Consider the following 14,136-nt stretch of genomic DNA (forward strand, 5'->3'; position numbering starts at 1 on the left):
AAGGGTGTAGATATCAATATCTAAATAAAGATGATAATCTATATTTAGCAGATTATATCGATTGTTTGGCTGGTTCGTTACCTACTGAATACCATGTGCAGGATTCTTTAGAGAATTATAAGAAATTAGAACCTATGATCAACCAACGATACAGTAAATTTAAAAATTTCAACATATGAAAAATTCACAAAAGTAAAACCTAAAAAATAAATATAAAATGAATACCATTCTAAAGGAGTGAGATCAATGAATATTATCATTTTTGGAGCCACAGGCAAAACAGGTCTTGAACTGGTGAAGCAGTCGTTAGAGCATGGGTATCAAGTCACTGCATTGGTACGTCATCCGGAAAAGCTAACTATTAGTGATCCCAAGCTGATCATCGAAAAAGGGGACTTATCCCATTATGATGATATTGATCGGGTCATGAAAGCACATCCATATGACGCTGTTTTCTCAGCTTTAGGAGCGAAGACTCCTTTTCAAAGAGATCCTGTACTTACCGAAGCCACGAAAAACATTATCAAAGCAGCTCAAGCCAATCAGATCAGCAAATTTATTCATGTTTCCTTTATAGGTGTTCGCAAAGAATCGTCTCAATTAGGAGCATTATACAAATATATTGTCCCACTAGCGATGAAGAACTTAATCGCAGATCACCGAGAAAAAGAAGCCTTTCTAGCCAGCAGTGGGCTGGACTGGATATCAGTTCAACCTCCGATTCTAACATCAGGAGCGAAAACAGGAACTTATATCCATGAGCCACACATCAATAAAGGAACTTCCAGTAAGAAAAAGCTATCTCGTGCTAATCTAGCTGATTTTATGATTGATCAACTTCATACTTCTGTGTACCATCAACAAGGTGTTTTTGTAACCGAATAATAAGTAAAAACATAATAAGTAACAACGAAAAGGATCCTATTTTGGTCCTTTTTTTGTGCCCAAAATAGCGAGGGAAGCGGCAAAAAATATTTCATATTTTTATAACCCTACTACTATTAAAATTAAAATTTCAACATATGAAAAATTCACAATAATAAAATCAAAATCATAAAAAAAGAAAATTATAAACATCTCAACCCCTTTGTCAAATAAAAGTATAGCGTATGTATTTCAAACTAAATTACAAATTATTCACTGATATGCCGATATAAAGGAGGGCTTACATTAGATATAAGCTTTATACAACACATCAAATACATAGAAAAAGGGGTTATAACATGCTTGAGAAAAAGATTTCATTGGCTAAATGGGTAATATCATCAACGCTAGTAGTAGGAATATCTTTGGGGAGTAATGCACCATTGTTTTCTCCTATATTAAAGGTATCGGCAGCAGAAACAAATCATTCGAATCTTCAAATTGTAAGCGTTATTGATAAAGATCATTACTTATTATCTGATGGTTCAATGTGGGCGATGTCTATGAAAGGACCCTGGCATTCTGAATATCAATTTGAAGGGATTAGCGTAGGATCGAATCATCAATATTATGGTTGGACGACAAGTGGACAAGCCATGGAATGGGATGATATCACTCAACAAATCGAAGTGATTGCAGGAATAAATAATGTTGCTCACATCTCGGGCAATGGGATTGTATTACATAAAGATGGCAAAGTAGATATGATCGGATCAGGCAAACCAGATACTTTACCGAACAGCGTGAAGTTACTTGATGCATTTAATGATTCGTATGCCATACTCAAGCAATCTGGAGATATTTTATATTATAACAATTATCAAAATGGTCTAGGTCGTAAAATTGGATCTTATCCTGATGCTGTATCGATAAAACAAGACGAAATAGCAATAGCTGTTCTACGTAGTGATGGTAGCGTGACTTTGCTTGATCTGTTATCTGGTGATGCGCCTCAAGTCATTGCAAATGATGCAACATCTATAGAATGGCAAGGATCTAAACGTTCATTACTGGTAGTGAAAAAAGATGGATCGGTATGGTCATATAGTCGTTCTAATGGCTTTGCCCCTCAACAGATCAGCGAACTTGCCAATATTGCGAAAGTGGTCTATTCACCTAACGGAATATATGCTCAAACTAAAAGCGGCGATTGGGTAGAAGATGCTAACAAAACAGTAACCCCACTTCAAGCACCATCTATTAGCGAGTTGAAATTGATTTTATCCAAAACCAACGCTTCGGTAGGAGATAAAATAAATGCACAGATTCAGGAAGTGTATTCCAACGGCTCTATAAATACTCGTCCGGCTAGTGCCAATGAATTGAGTGTAGCTCCTTCGCCCGTTGCGGAAATATTAAGCGATGGTACGATTAAAGTAAAAGCAATTGGTAATGCTACGATTACTTTAACAACAGATACATTAACAGCTCAATCTCCGTTAAATGGAACAACAGAAGAAGCTTTAACAGGCGCAGTAATGATCGATGGTTCAGTCTATCTACCTTTACAGACTGTATTCAAAGCGATGGGTAGTACGATTCTAGTCAATGGCAATCAATTCAAAGTTAACTGGGGAACTACTAGCATAGTATTAAATAAAAATAGTGCAGTTGCTCAAGTTAACAATCAAGCAGTGAAGATGAAAGGCAAAGTTCAAACTTCTGGAAATCAGACTGTATTTCCAGCCACCTTATTATCAAGCCTTTCCAAAGACGCTAAAGTGAATTGGGATACGAAATATCAACAAGCCCTGATAAAAGTAAATGGTTCAACGATTACGATTCAATCAGATAAAACTTTAAAGTTAATCAAACAAGAAGAGATTGGCAATTTAACAAGACTACTTGGTAAGTCGTACTGGGTAAATTATTATCATAAAGCTGGTGAGCGATTTAGCAAAGTAACGATCAAAGATATTAACGCAGAAAAAGATGCTTATAATAGAACACGATTTGTGATCCAATTTGGCGATCGTAAAGGTAAAGAGTATTTATCTGACCGATTAACCGGTGAAGAGATTACAAGCCTATTATCAGATACAGAACAATTTTTTAATTACGATATTCGTAGTAAATACAACTGGTCACAAGCAACATGGAATCGCATTATTAATGCTGAAGTTGTGGAGGGAATGACTAGCAGACAAGTATTATTATCCTGGGGAAATCCTGATAAAAAGACAGTCACTAAAGATAATGGACATACGATCGAAATCTGGTCTTATATCGGTGAAAATTATCTGAATATGCTAGGTATTGGTGATGGCGTTGTATATGAAATATTTAGTATTTAAATAAAAGCAGTATATAGGTTCGATATAAAAACAAGCCAACACATTAGATTGAATCTCGTGTTGGCTTGTTTTTCTTATGTATTATGGGATAGAGCTGCATACAAATGATCAATCTGTTGTATAGAATAAGGAGATTTTATTTGATAGGTTAATCCGTTATATTTATCGTTGCGCTCAAAATCATAAATACTGATATAATTGTTACTATACAAAATAAGACCGTACCGTGCCCGACTATGCCGGTTATCTCCGACTTTAAGATGAATATAATAAGAATAGGTACCTTGTAGATGGGGTGACTGGACTTTGACTAATTCCGTTGTAGATAAGTTATCCATAATCTGATGAATCTGAACAGGATCTTTGATTTTTATCTGCTTCTCACTTGATGATTTTGTAAGAGAGAGGGATACAACAGGTTCGCTAGCTGTCATTCGTTCAGTTACTAATTCTGCAAACGTATGATTACGATTAGCTACATATACAATTAAAGGGATAACGATCAGAGCTGTTACAATCGACAAGAACAAATACTTTTCCCATTTCTTCATCTGTTTCTCCTTTCTTACATAATAGCAATACCAGCTTTTTAGTCTACTATAAAATGTATTATTTTGTAAACGAAAGGATATTATTAGATATGAATACATTACAAGTGAACATACAAGAAAGTCTATATATCAATCTACCTCATCCATGTATTTTGATTGATGGATTAGAACTAGATATATGGTTAAATAGACTTTATCCTGATCAAATTTATCTTGGACTTATTCCTTTTATCTATGATTGGATCAGTACAGAGGCAGAACAACAATTAGTTCTTCAACGATATAGAGATAAGAAAGAAGTAGTGATACTGCCAATACTAATGTGTCCAGACGATTGTGATCTTTGGTGTACTGTTGTAGTAGCAGAAGTGATTATACAAGAAAATGAAATTTTGTGGAATCGTATAGGTATAGACACTAGTGATATTTTATCTGATTATCATAATATCGGTGATACAGTACAATGGTTTGAAGAGATACCTACACTTCAATTTGATAAGTACAGTTATTATAATGAGTTAGATCACATTTATTTAGCTACATCATCTTAAATTTGGAGGTAGAACATGGGGACACATTTTGCTAATATACATATTCAGACGGATCAATTGGAAGAAGTGTTAAAAGCTTTACAGGAAGTGAATCCTTATCGTGATCAAGAAATAATGGGGCATTTTTCAAAAAATATATATGTTGTCGGAGAATATAAAAAAGGATGGGTTTCAGTACTAAATGATTTTTTTGTATGGGGAGAAGTTAGTTCTTTCGCAGAAGAATTATCGAGCTGTCTACCATTTCCTGTACTTGCAATCGGATACTTTGATGATGATGTATTTGAAATGAATGTATTTGTTGATGGATCTGAAAGTACTGCTCAGATATGGTGTTCCGATGGAGTAAGAGAAGATTATGGATTAGAAGATAAAGAAGCCGATATTAGTATTCTTGCAGAACTTGTTGGTCGTGAACATATTGATGCCCTAAATCAACTTCTATCCATTACAGACTGCGAACAAGCTGTACATGCTTTGCAACGTATTATTCAGATTCCTCTTTGGTTACGTTCAGATTGGTTAGATACTATCACAGATCAAGAATTAGCTCAAAAATATATACAGTATCACTTTACCTCTAACTAACTCATCCTTTATTAGAGATCGGAGAACTGAAATGTCATTAGAATACCTGCACCAATTGCAACGCAATCAAGCAACGATACAACCCGTATTGAATGACTTATTAGAAAAGTATAAAGTTGAACCTGTTGGTACAGGATATATAGACTGCATCACAGCATTGCCCGATGTGAGCGACTTTATAGAAGAACTAACTACACATAATATTGTTGTGTATGCTGTCACATGGTGGTGTTATTCTCACTCAGCGGATGCACTCCAGCAAAAGAATTGTTCTCATCATATGGGAGGACCGCGGAGCAAGTATCGAAATGGGTGGTTTAGCGAAACCATGTTACCTCTTCATGAAATTCCAACGACAAAGCTGGATAAGCTCTCTTCCAAAAATCAGTCTGAATATAGTAAAGATATCAACACACAAATCAAAGATTACATTATGTATGACTTTAGACAAACTGCAAATTATAAACCATGTCTTGAACCTGCTTTATGGTTATATGTACCAGAAGAGTGGCAAAGATAATCTATCAACTAATAGACAAGGAGAATAGTATGGAGACTCAAGTGCGAAAATTATGGAAGCAGATTATTGCGAAAGGATCAGTCGATGATCATCAATTTGAAACTAAACTTCATTTACAGTCTGGTGCTACAGATCAAGACATCGCCGGGTTGGAAGATGCTCTTGGTGTAGTGATTCCTGAACAAATTAAAGCTTTTTATCGCATACATAATGGTCAACAAGAACAAGTAGAAACGACATGCTTTGTGCGAAATCTTACTTTATCTCCTATACCTGAAATTATCGAAAATTGGACTTTCTTGCAAGAAGAATTTGATCCTGAAGATTGGGAAGTAGATGCACAGCCAGGTGTCCAACCGTTAGCATGGAATTCCAAATGGATTCCGATTGCTAGTAATGGTGGAGGCGATTATTTGTGTATAGATACAGATCCGACAGAAGAAGGTACGATAGGGCAAGTGTTATATTTCTGGCATGATTGGGAATATCGTTCTGTCGAAGCTAGCGATTTTTTTAAATTCTTAGAGATCGCTCTGCAAGAGGAAGAAACCGAGTAAGCTAACAGTTCGTAATACTTTCGCCCTGTTGCCCTATCTTTATATGTGTCAGTATAAAGATAGAATTTTTTGAGAAAGTAGGGAGACAACACAATAGTTAATCATATGACATCGATCGGATTTAACGTTTCAAATGAGCAAGAATTTGATGAAGCGATTCAACTGGCTTGTACAGAGAACAATCGAATCAAAGTAAAAGATGGTTATTATTTTGCATTGAAAGATATAAGTGGTAGTGAACTATGGGTACAGGTAAATAATAAAAATGAATGTATAGGAATGAATCCTCATTTTAGCGGCAAATCCAATATGTATACTTTATTAAATGCATCGGTAAATCGTCCGGACAGTATTTTGGATGGAGCATTTCATGCGTGGGCAGAGCCAGAAGGAACGATAGAACAATCGGGTCTATATCCTTTTGTATTTGATCTACCGAATAGTAATCTGTATCCTGATATCGTGTTACCCCAACTACTACATATACAACTGGCGGCTTTTACCCATGAGTTGAACGTTTATCAGAATGAAGAAGATTATTTTGCACAACAAGACGGAGAAGTGAAGTTTGCCGCTCAATCTTTTATTCCGACAGGTCTTTTTGGAGATAGTGAAGTGGCGCAAGCTACAGCTATGTTTACAGGCAATGTATTAGAAACAAAGCGGACACAAAATACAATAACAGGTGAATTTTTCAACTGGTCATTGATCGAAACACTAGGTGGAACGATAGATATGGTGACAGATGAACAGTTACTATCACAACCTATCGAAGTAGGGAATATTGTAAAGGGTTCTTTCTGGTTAAGTGGTACTTTGATCGGTACTCCTGAACTTGCCAAAAAATCATTATTTCAGCGATTATTTAAATAATCGAATACTTTGTTTGTGATGTATGTAAAAAGCTATGCAGAGTCAGTGATCTGTATAGCTTTTTTTGAAATGTAAGGTTTAGGGTAATGATACATAAGAAGCTACACTGAACAATAGAAAGACAAGGAGGACAAATACATGAAAAAAGTAATGAATAAAGCAGAAGATATGGTACTGGAAATGGCAAAAGGAATGGTGCTGGCTCACCCTGAACTTGAGCTCATTTCAAAATATAAAGTCATTAAAAAGAAAGAGCTCAATCCGCAAAAAGTATCTTTGATCAGTGGTGGAGGTAGCGGACATGAACCAGCTCATGCAGGATACATAGGGAAAGGTATGCTAGATGCAGCTGTATGCGGAGATATTTTCGCTTCTCCTTCTCAGATTCAAGTCTATCAGGCAATCAAAGCAACTGCCGGTGAAAAAGGCACATTGATGATTATCAAAAACTATAGCGGTGATATGATGAATTTTAAAAATGCCGCTTATTTATGTGAAGAAGATGGTATCAAAGTCGATTATGTACGGGTGGAAGATGATATTGCTGTTGAAGATAGCCTGTATACAGTAGGACGACGCGGAGTAGCGGGTACTGTTCTAGTACATAAAATTGCAGGCGCAGCAGCAGAAGAAGGACGCGATCTAGCAGGTGTCAAAGCTGTTGCAGAAAAAGCGGCTGCTAATGTACGCAGTATCGGATTTGCATTAACCTCTTGCACCGTTCCAGCCAAAGGTAGCCCGACATTTGAATTAGGTGACAATGAGATCGAGTACGGCGTGGGGATTCATGGCGAGCCAGGTATCAAGCGCGAAGAGATGGCATCAGCAGATACACTTGCTAAGCGTATGGTCGATGATCTGATGCGAGATATGAAAATAGAAGATGGACATGCAGACGAGATCGCATTACTGATCAATGGATTTGGAGGAACTCCTTTACAAGAGTTATATCTATTCAACCATGCGGTCACACGTGAATTGTCTAATCGTCGTATCCAGATCAATCGTGAATTTGTCGGTAACTACATGACCAGTATAGATATGGATGGTATTTCAGTGACGATTATGAAATTAGACGAAGAACTCAAAACATTACTTTCTCAAGAAAGTGATACCCCTGCTTTTAAAGTATCCGGTGCTGTAGCACCTGTTCATTATGAAGCGGCGGCAATGGAAGACGTTCCGGATGAGCCTGTATCTTATCAAGTACAGACAGATCCAGATTATGCACAACTACAAGGCAATACACTTCCCTTGAATAATATGATCTATCTTGTAGACAAAATGAGTGAGATCATTATCGAAAATGAAGTTCCTTTCTGTGATCTGGATTCTCATGCAGGTGATGGCGACTTCGGGATGAGTATTGCTAAAGGATTCCGTGAACTCAAACATGAATGGAGTACAATTCTAGCAGAAGATGATCTGACAATCGGTGGTTTTTTAGACCATTCCTCACTGGTCATTATGGAAGCTTGCGGTGGAGCATCGGGTCCAATCTGGGGTTCAGCTTTCCGTGCGGCAGGCAAAAGCGTTGGAGATAAGAAAGAGATTACTGTAGCAGAATTTGCAGACATGATGCAAGCTGCGGTGAAAGGGATTCAGGCGACAGGTGAACGTTCATTTGGACGTGGAGCTGTTGTCGGTGATAAAACGTTAATTGATGCCCTGGTACCTTGCGCAGATGCATGGACAGCCAGTGCACAATCGGGAGATGACTTGCATACGGCTCTAACAAAAGGTGCAGAAGCCGCAGTGCAAGGGGCAGAAAGCACAAAAAATATTGTGGCACGTATGGGACGAGCAGGCGCAGTAGGTGAGCGTAGTATTGGCTACCCTGATGCAGGTGCACATGCACTTGGTGTTATTTTTACAGAGCTAGCTCAAAGTCTACATTCTTAAATGTACAGTGAAGTGGCTGGACGAGTGGTGGATTCAGCTGTAATGTCAAAAGATATCATATGAAGCATTTATGATAAAAAAATAGATTACATCCCATAAATACTCAAGAAATAGTCTGTGATATATACAGATTGTTTCTTGAGTTATTTTTATGATTTGTTGTCCAGTATTGATGCTATCTTACTAGATCATGTACTACATAAGGAGTAAAAGATTCGAATAAGAGCGCAATACATCGAAAGTTTTACATAGGTACTTCTTTTATAATAAGCATATCACCTGATCCTATATATCGTTCCTGTGATCCCCTAATTCTATAAAGGAAGTGACGTATGCACAAAATTGTTCACCCTAAAGTATTTTATTTTGGAACGCCTGTAGTTCTTATTAGTACGATAAATCCAGATGGTTCCCCTAATCTAGCACCGATGTCTTCGGCATGGTGGGTTAATCAATCTTGTATGTTAGGAATGAGCTATCAATCACAGACGGTACAGAATCTAATTAGAGAGAAAAGTTGCGTACTTAATCTTCCTTCTGCTCAGTTAGTCAACCATGTTGATCGATTAGCACTAACAACTGGAAAAGAGGACGTCCCTGTATACAAAGCTACTATGGGCTATCACTATGAACCTCATAAATTTGAATGTGCAGGGCTAACCGCTATTCCAGCAGATCTCGTCCAAGCGCCATTGGTGCAAGAGTGTCCGATTCAATTAGAAGCTAGTGTAGAACAGATTTCTCCTTTTAGCGAAACTGGTACAATCGCGGCAATAGAACTACGGATGATACGCGTGCATGCAGAAGAAAGTATTTTACTTCATCCTGATCAAGATTATATTGATCCTGAAAAGTGGCATCCATTGATTATGAATTACTGTGAATTTTTTGGACTAAGTGCCAAGTTACAACCTTCTCGGTTAGCAGAACCTTTTATGGCTCAATACAATCAAAAAGGTTAATAGCATTATAGATGTACTGTAGCTTTCACGTATCCATAACTTTTAAAAGTAGATCCTCGTATAGACTCATATGTATAACCCCAAAGTCATCTGATAGCTTTTGCAGAAATCAGACTGCTTTGGGGTATTTTACAGACATCATCATTTTACTTGTATGAGAATGTTATTTTGTTAAAATCTTCACTTCTTTTGGAGCTAGTGTGATAGTGATCGAACCACCATTAACAGTTACAGAATCAGTCCCCATTTGATTGTGTAACACTGTACCATTGGAGAAGTTATCCAAGTTCGGAATAGTACGTGTTTGGCTTTCCCATGAGTTGTTGATTAATACAACGGCTTCGTCACCACTATTAGAACGTTGGAATCCGTAGAAATTGGTATCGACCCATTTTTCTTTTTGAGTACCATTTTGTAGCGCAGGATGACTATTACGAATAGCGTTCAATTTCGCAATATATTTGTACAGCTCATTATTAGTATTAAATGTCATATCTTCACGATTGGCAGGATCATCTCCGCCACTAAATCCTTGTTCTGTTCCTTGATACACAATCGGAATACCACGAGAAGTGAGCATAAATCCAAGTGCCGCTTTCAATTGTGGCCATTTGTCTGATGCATTGCCGGGCTTACCAGAAGCATCATTTAAGAAACGTTTAACATCATGATTGTCTAAAAAAGTTCCATTGAAATTAGTATTTTTGTAACGATAATCTTGGCTATAACGATCTTTGATCTGGTTCATTGAACCGTCATGTCCAAACACATTTTGAATCGTATAGTACATAGGGAAATCAAGCACTGCATCGGAATAATTAGAATAATCAGCGACATAAGCAGGATCACCGTTAAATACTTCACCGATAGTAAATGTATTAACTGCCGTATCGAAATCTTTCAAAAACCATTTCGGTACATGTTTCGCTGTATCGACACGTAGACCATCTACACCAGATTGAGCGATAATCCATTTACCCCAGTTTTTCAACTCTGTAGCCACTGCTGTATTTTCTTGCTTAAGATCATCTAGGCTAGCAACATCACCATTTTCAATACGAGATTGATTATTAGTATTGTAATCATTTTGCGTAATATCTCCAGCATTATGATACCAATCTGGATTATCAAAAGGAGCTTTGGCTGTTCCATTGGTAGGACGGAAATCTCCAGTATGATTGACAACAACATCTAGCATGACTGCGATGTTTTTGCTATGTGCTGTTTTCACCAATTCCTGGAATTTAGCCATAGTTCCTAAATGACCATCGACGGAATAGAAATCATACGTATGATAACCATGATACGCATTTACACTTTTTTGCATCGTTACAGGAGTGATCCAGATTGCGGTAAATCCAAGATTTTTGATATAGTCGAGGTTGTTAATAATCCCCTGAAAATCTCCACCATGCCATTGCGAAGGATTACTTTTGTTAGAAGCGAAGCCACCATAATTATTGTTAGTCGTGTCTCCATCGCTGAATCGATCTGTCATAATAAAGTAAATACTACGTTTACTCCAATCCACCGGGCCGAAATTATCTGGAGTCGGTGTAGGATTGGTAGGTGTTGTTGTTCCACTTGGTGCACCTGTCGTAATCGTACCTACTGTATTGCTCGAATTAGGTGTAAACGTGGATGTACCCGGATTGAATAAGTAATTTTTGGAATTGTTATTGTCCCAAGTTCCGTTACCGTTGTTGAATACAGCTTCTAATTGTGTAGCTGAACCGATATTAACAGTGATTTTGGTATAACCACTAACTTCAGAATCAGCCATTTTAGTACCTGGAGCGGTAGTCCAATTGCCATCTGCTTGACGATAATGAATATAAGGCGTAGTGAACCCTTTTTTGTAATACACAGTCACTGAATTGTCTGCTGCATGAGTAGTGGTATACGAACCACTGAACAGCAAAGGAAATAAAAGTAATACCCCGAATAAAATCAAAATAATCTTTTTAAAATGCGGTTTACCCGATGCCAATATAACCATTCCTCCTGTACATATATTTTGTGCAAACGTTTACGCAACTTATTATAAGATAGCGCTTACAAAAAAGAAATAGGCATTTATATAAAATAATAGAAGAATATGTATTTTAAAATAGTAGTATAAAATAACCTAGTAAAATGCTGTGAATCTACATTTATTCATCTGGTAAAAAGCACAAAAACGATGATGACTTGACTTATAAAATGTATTAAGTATATTATAGACAAATAAAATCTCTAATTGAAAAACAAAAGATTATATAGTTTAAAGATAAGCTTTCACACGTAGTTCTATTCATTTTTTTATAATAATTAGAGATAATATAAGTCTTTAAAGTCTCTGATTATAAATAACCTTTTTATTAGAAATGAGGAGGAAACTAAATGAACATTTTTATAACAGGTGTCACTGGTTATATTGGCAGTGCTGTGGCTGTACGAATGATAAAAGCAGGGCATACTGTGTATGGTCTGGTACGTCATCAGGAAAAGATAAAAGCAGTGCAAAGCTTAGGAATTGAACCTATTCTTGGTTCTTTAGAAGATGCAGATATATTAACCAAATATGCTCAAGTCAGTGATGCCGTTATTCATACAGCCGATTCTAATCATCAAGTAGCCGTAGAAACTTTGATAAAAGCATTAGAGGGAAGTGGCAAACCATTTATACATACATCTGGTTCAGGTGTAGTGAGTGATAATGGGTTAGTAGAACATGAAAGTTCTTATATTTATGATGAAGAAACGGTATTTATGCCTTCAGATCCACAACAAGATCGAGTGTTCTTGAATCAACATGTTCGGCAAGCAGGGATTACACGTGGAGTTCGAACCATTATTATTGCTCCTTCACTGATCTATGGTGATGCTTTTGATCTTACTTATACAAGTCAAATATTATCTATTCTTTTTGATAAATCGCGTCAAATGAACGCAGGTGTATATATCGGAGAAGGTGTTAGTCGTTGGTCGAATGTGCATATCGAAGATTTAGCCGATCTCTATCTACTAGCGCTGAATAAAGCCCCTTCTGCTTCTTACTTTTATGCTGAAAATGGAGAAAATACTTTTGTAGAATTAGCTATAGCGATGAGTACAAGCATAGGGTATCCGAATCATATCCAAAGCTGGAAGCTAGAAGATGCAACACAAGAATTAGGATTAATGGCACGTTTCTTTTTCACTTCTAATAGTCGGGTTAGAGCTATACATGCTCGTCATCTACTAGGTTGGAACCCGCAAGGGATATCGATGCCAGCTTGGATTGCTCAATTTGTCCAATAATGTAGAATCTATACCGACTTATTTAAATAAAATCTTTACGCTTAAAATGCTAGATAGATAAGCGAACATATAACAATATAGAAATTTATCTTAAAACCAATTATAAAGGAGCTTATGAATATGGAACAATTAGTAGATGTAATTATTGTTGGCGGCGGACCTGCGGGATTGAATGCAGCCCTTGTTTTGGGAAGAGCGCGAAAAAAGGTGCTGGTGATTGATGAAGAACTTCCACGTAATCGAGTGACTAAGGAGTCGCATGGATTTTTAACCAGAGATGGAGTTACACCTGCTACATTTCGCCAGATAGCTAGAGAACAGATTAGTGTCTATCCTTCAGTACAGTTTGTAAAAGATACGGTTATCCGCGCAACAGGTCAAGATGGAGATTTCGAAATGACAACGATACAAGGCAATACATACAGAGGCAAAAAGATACTATTTGCTACTGGAATGAAAGATCGTCCTCTTGCTATTGCTGGTCTACAAGAAGTCTATGGTAAAAGCGCATTCGTTTGTGCGTATTGCGATGGTTGGGAATTGCGAGATCAGCCTTTAGCTTTAATCGTAAGCGGATCGATGGCACTGCATCTTGCTAAAACAATCTCTGGATGGACAGACCAGTTCACGATTTGTACCCATGGAACAGAGGATTGGAGTGAAGAAGAAAAAGAAGAGTTGGAACAACGTCATATCCCGATAGTAACGTCCCCGATTCAGCAAATACAATCAGAAGCAGGTATGGTCAAGCAGATTGTATTTGAAGATGGTACATCACTTGCGTGTACAGGAATATTTTTTGCACCTGAATTAGAAGCAGGATCGGAAGTACCTCAGATGTTAGGATGCGAACTAGCAGATACCGGAATGGTCATTGTAGATGATTTTGGTAAAACCAATATCGCTGGTGTCTACAGTGCAGGAGATTCGGCTTCACGTAAATATCAGGTGGTCGCTGCTGCGTCAATGGGTGCAATGACGGCAGCAAATATAAACAGTGATTTATTAGAGAAAGCATGGCAAAGTAAAGTGATCCGTTAAAAAAAGAATCATTAAGGAACAGTAGATGATAGTCAATATAGAAAGAAATAAAAGAAGGATAAGCTTGTTATATGCTTATCCTTCTTTTTTG

The 14,136-nt window shown here is 37.2% G+C and carries 12 protein-coding genes and 1 pseudogene; 11 read left to right on the top strand and 2 right to left on the bottom strand.

All coding sequences use genetic code 11. The features are described 5' to 3' along the window. The first annotated feature begins 246 nt into the window (after positions 1-246). A complete protein-coding gene (locus PQ460_RS11530) occupies positions 247-885 on the top strand; it encodes an NAD(P)-dependent oxidoreductase (RefSeq protein WP_274172782.1) in 639 nt (212 codons plus the stop codon). A 338-nt stretch (positions 886-1,223) separates the two neighbouring features. Then, positions 1,224-3,218 (top strand): stalk domain-containing protein, encoded by a 1,995-nt coding sequence (locus PQ460_RS11535; RefSeq protein ID WP_274172783.1) that lies wholly within the window; start codon positions 1,224-1,226, stop codon positions 3,216-3,218. A 74-nt stretch (positions 3,219-3,292) separates the two neighbouring features. Here the strand turns inward: PQ460_RS11535 and PQ460_RS11540 are convergent, their stop codons facing one another. Then, complete coding sequence (locus PQ460_RS11540; RefSeq protein WP_274172784.1) at positions 3,293-3,769, bottom strand: DUF5301 domain-containing protein; 477 nt, start codon at positions 3,767-3,769, stop codon at positions 3,293-3,295. Positions 3,770-3,858: 89 nt separating this feature from the next. Here PQ460_RS11540 and PQ460_RS11545 point away from each other — a divergent pair, with 89 nt between their 5' ends. From PQ460_RS11545 to PQ460_RS11575, 7 genes are all read left to right on the top strand, one after another. Next, positions 3,859-4,320: a hypothetical protein gene (locus PQ460_RS11545; RefSeq protein ID WP_274172785.1), complete on the top strand. Its 462-nt coding sequence runs from the start codon at positions 3,859-3,861 to the stop codon at positions 4,318-4,320. Between the two features lie 15 nt (positions 4,321-4,335). Beyond that, a complete protein-coding gene (locus PQ460_RS11550) occupies positions 4,336-4,908 on the top strand; it encodes a hypothetical protein (protein WP_274172786.1) in 573 nt (190 codons plus the stop codon). Between the two features lie 31 nt (positions 4,909-4,939). Next, positions 4,940-5,428: a hypothetical protein gene (locus PQ460_RS11555; protein WP_274172787.1), complete on the top strand. Its 489-nt coding sequence runs from the start codon at positions 4,940-4,942 to the stop codon at positions 5,426-5,428. Positions 5,429-5,457: 29 nt separating this feature from the next. Then, positions 5,458-5,985: an SMI1/KNR4 family protein gene (locus PQ460_RS11560; protein WP_274172788.1), complete on the top strand. Its 528-nt coding sequence runs from the start codon at positions 5,458-5,460 to the stop codon at positions 5,983-5,985. Positions 5,986-6,090: 105 nt separating this feature from the next. Then, positions 6,091-6,858 (top strand): hypothetical protein, encoded by a 768-nt coding sequence (locus PQ460_RS11565; RefSeq protein ID WP_274172789.1) that lies wholly within the window; start codon positions 6,091-6,093, stop codon positions 6,856-6,858. 138 nt (positions 6,859-6,996) lie between these two features. Then, positions 6,997-8,760 (top strand): dihydroxyacetone kinase subunit DhaK, encoded by a 1,764-nt coding sequence (gene dhaK / locus PQ460_RS11570; protein WP_274172790.1) that lies wholly within the window; start codon positions 6,997-6,999, stop codon positions 8,758-8,760. Positions 8,761-9,092: 332 nt separating this feature from the next. After that, on the top strand, positions 9,093-9,722 hold the full coding sequence (locus tag PQ460_RS11575; protein ID WP_274172791.1) for a flavin reductase family protein: 630 nt from the start codon (positions 9,093-9,095) through the stop codon (positions 9,720-9,722). A 163-nt stretch (positions 9,723-9,885) separates the two neighbouring features. Here PQ460_RS11575 and PQ460_RS11580 read toward each other — a convergent pair. Beyond that, a pseudogene (locus PQ460_RS11580) lies at positions 9,886-11,601 on the bottom strand (alpha-amylase family glycosyl hydrolase); the annotation flags it as partial. Positions 11,602-12,104: 503 nt separating this feature from the next. Between PQ460_RS11580 and PQ460_RS11585 the strand changes: the two are divergent. Together PQ460_RS11585 and PQ460_RS11590 are read left to right on the top strand one after the other, a co-directional pair. After that, positions 12,105-13,004, top strand: a complete 900-nt coding sequence (locus PQ460_RS11585; RefSeq protein WP_274172792.1) for an NAD-dependent epimerase/dehydratase family protein — start codon at positions 12,105-12,107, stop codon at positions 13,002-13,004. A 120-nt stretch (positions 13,005-13,124) separates the two neighbouring features. Then, positions 13,125-14,045, top strand: coding sequence for an NAD(P)/FAD-dependent oxidoreductase (locus PQ460_RS11590; RefSeq protein ID WP_274172793.1), 921 nt, complete (start codon positions 13,125-13,127; stop codon positions 14,043-14,045). Positions 14,046-14,136 lie beyond the last annotated feature (91 nt).

This window comes from Paenibacillus sp. KACC 21273 (assembly GCF_028736095.1).
Classification (GTDB): Bacteria; Bacillota; Bacilli; order Paenibacillales; family Paenibacillaceae; genus Saccharibacillus; species Saccharibacillus kyungheensis.

Excerpts from the sequence above, each read along its gene's own strand:
- PQ460_RS11530 (WP_274172782.1), top strand. The coding sequence starts at position 247 with ATGAATATTATCATTTTTGGAGCCACAGGCAAAACAGGTCTTGAACTG.
- PQ460_RS11535 (WP_274172783.1), top strand. The coding sequence starts at position 1,224 with ATGCTTGAGAAAAAGATTTCATTGGCTAAATGGGTAATATCATCAACG.
- PQ460_RS11540 (WP_274172784.1), bottom strand. The coding sequence starts at position 3,769 with ATGAAGAAATGGGAAAAGTATTTGTTCTTGTCGATTGTAACAGCTCTG.
- PQ460_RS11545 (WP_274172785.1), top strand. The coding sequence starts at position 3,859 with ATGAATACATTACAAGTGAACATACAAGAAAGTCTATATATCAATCTA.
- PQ460_RS11550 (WP_274172786.1), top strand. The coding sequence starts at position 4,336 with ATGGGGACACATTTTGCTAATATACATATTCAGACGGATCAATTGGAA.
- PQ460_RS11555 (WP_274172787.1), top strand. The coding sequence starts at position 4,940 with ATGTCATTAGAATACCTGCACCAATTGCAACGCAATCAAGCAACGATA.
- PQ460_RS11560 (WP_274172788.1), top strand. The coding sequence starts at position 5,458 with ATGGAGACTCAAGTGCGAAAATTATGGAAGCAGATTATTGCGAAAGGA.
- PQ460_RS11565 (WP_274172789.1), top strand. The coding sequence starts at position 6,091 with ATGACATCGATCGGATTTAACGTTTCAAATGAGCAAGAATTTGATGAA.
- dhaK (WP_274172790.1), top strand. The coding sequence starts at position 6,997 with ATGAAAAAAGTAATGAATAAAGCAGAAGATATGGTACTGGAAATGGCA.
- PQ460_RS11575 (WP_274172791.1), top strand. The coding sequence starts at position 9,093 with ATGCACAAAATTGTTCACCCTAAAGTATTTTATTTTGGAACGCCTGTA.
- PQ460_RS11585 (WP_274172792.1), top strand. The coding sequence starts at position 12,105 with ATGAACATTTTTATAACAGGTGTCACTGGTTATATTGGCAGTGCTGTG.
- PQ460_RS11590 (WP_274172793.1), top strand. The coding sequence starts at position 13,125 with ATGGAACAATTAGTAGATGTAATTATTGTTGGCGGCGGACCTGCGGGA.